Source organism: Streptomyces sp. NRRL B-24572 (assembly GCF_002156145.1).
Lineage (GTDB): Bacteria > Actinomycetota > Actinomycetes > Streptomycetales > Streptomycetaceae > Streptomyces > Streptomyces vietnamensis.
Genome location: NZ_MWIG01000350.1, coordinates 1 through 1,737 on the forward strand (window position 1 = coordinate 1; position 1,737 = coordinate 1,737).

The window sequence follows — 1,737 nt, forward strand, 5'->3', positions numbered from 1 at the left end:
CGCAGCTCGAAGCCCGCCGCGTCGGGCGGCGGGCTTCGAGCTGCGGCCCGAGTGGGAGCGGTGCGTGCGGGGCGGGATCGACGGGAGCTGCAGGGACGACGACGTCGACTGGTCGGTCCTGGGCCTGCACCTCCTGGAGACGCACGGCTTCGCGTTCGGCACCGAGCAGGTCGGCGAGGAGTGGCTGCTGCGGCTGCCGTACCTGCAGACGTTCACGGCGGAGCGGGTCGCCTACCGGAACCTCGCGAACGGGTTGCGGCCGCCGCTGACGGCCACGTACGACAATCCGTACCAGGAGTGGATCGGTGCGCTGATCCGGGCCGACGTGTACGGCTGGACCTGTCCGGGCGATCCCCGCCGGGCGGCCTCGCTGGCCCGCCGGGACGCGGTCCTCTCGCACACCGGGAACGGGGTGTACGGGGCGATGTGGGCGGCGGCGCTGATCGCGGCGGCCTTCACCGCGCCGGACGTGCGGTCCGCCCTGGAGACGAGCCTGGAGCGGGTGCCGGCGAGCAGCCGGCTCGCCCGGACCGTACGGGGCACGATCGCGCTGTACGAGTCGGGGCTCGACTGGTCGGAGGCCCTCACCGAGCTCGCGGAGCGGACGGCGGGCCTCGGCTGGATCCACACCGTCCCGAACGCGGGCGTCCTGACCGCCGGACTCCTGTACGGGGAGGGGGACTTCACCCGCACGATCGCGCTGACCGTCCGCGGCGGCCTGGACACCGACTCCAACGGGGCGACGGCGGGCTCGGTGGCCGGGGTCCGCTGCGGCGCGGCCGCGATCCCGCCGCAGTGGTCGGAACCCCTGCGGGACCGGGTGCGCAGCGCCGTCTTCGGCTTCGACGGGGTCCGGATCGGCGAACTGGCGGAGCGGACCCTGCGGTTGGCGGAGCGGACGCGGTGACGGCGTCCCAGGCCCTGATCCGCCGGACGGGCCCTAGCCCTGCGGGGGATCCGGCTGGATGATCTCGCCGGTGCGCTGCGGTTCGTCCCGGCTGACGGCCCGCGCCTCGGTGCGGTGGCCGCGGGCGATGTAGTCGCGGACGACGGCCTCGACGGCGTCCTGGGGGTTGCCGATGCCGGCCAGGACCATGACTTCCACGACGAGTTCGGCGTCGAGCGCGATGTTCACCTTGGCCATGGCGGGAACCTAACACTCGGAAACCCGCTCGCGGGAGCGGTTGGGCGGTGCCTAGGGTCTTCGCATGACGATGGTCGCGATCTTCACCGGTGCCGGCATCTCCACGGACTCGGGCATCCCCGACTACCGGGGTCCGAACGGTGTGTGGCGGCAGGACCCCGAGGCCGAGCGGCTCGTCACCTACGGGCCGTACATGGCCGATCCGGAGATCCGCCGCCGCTCGTGGCGGATGCGGCTCGACGGTCCGGCCCTGAGCGCCGAGCCGAACGTGGCGCACCGCGCGATCGCCGCGTACGAGCGGACGAGCGGCAACCCGCTGCGGGTGATCACACAGAACGTGGACGGGCTGCACCAGGCCGCCGGGGTGTCCGCGCGGAAGGTCCTCGAACTCCACGGCTCTGCGCGTTCGGTGGTGTGCACGGCCTGCCACGCGCGCTCGTCGATGGCGGAGGCGCTCGACCGGGTGCGGGCCGGTGAAGACGACCCGGCGTGCCGGGGGTGCGGCGGGATCCTGAAGTCGGCGACGGTGATGTTCGGGCAGCGGCTCGACCCGGTGGTGCTCGGCCAGGCCATGTCGATCGCCAAGGCCGCCG

The 1,737-nt window shown here is 73.6% G+C and carries 3 protein-coding genes; 2 read left to right on the forward strand and 1 reads right to left on the reverse strand.

The window, feature by feature from the left end; translation table 11 throughout:
- Positions 1 to 907 (forward strand): ADP-ribosylglycohydrolase family protein (locus CCN56_RS21410; RefSeq protein WP_107484197.1); only part of this gene is annotated, 907 nt, incomplete at its 5' end.
- A gap of 33 nt (positions 908 to 940) precedes the next feature.
- On the opposite strand, the gene CCN56_RS21415 is transcribed toward CCN56_RS21410, so the two are convergent.
- Complete coding sequence (locus CCN56_RS21415; protein ID WP_086829117.1) at positions 941 to 1,144, reverse strand: type II toxin-antitoxin system VapB family antitoxin; 204 nt, start codon at positions 1,142 to 1,144, stop codon at positions 941 to 943.
- 64 nt (positions 1,145 to 1,208) lie between these two features.
- Between CCN56_RS21415 and CCN56_RS21420 the strand changes: the two genes are divergently transcribed.
- Positions 1,209 to 1,737, forward strand: a 529-nt coding sequence (locus tag CCN56_RS21420; RefSeq protein ID WP_086829119.1) for a Sir2 family NAD-dependent protein deacetylase, incomplete at its 3' end; no start/stop codon positions are given.

Coding starts and splice junctions, on each gene's coding strand:
- CCN56_RS21415 (WP_086829117.1), bottom strand. CDS start 1,144: ATGGCCAAGGTGAACATCGCGCTCGACGCCGAACTCGTCGTGGAAGTC.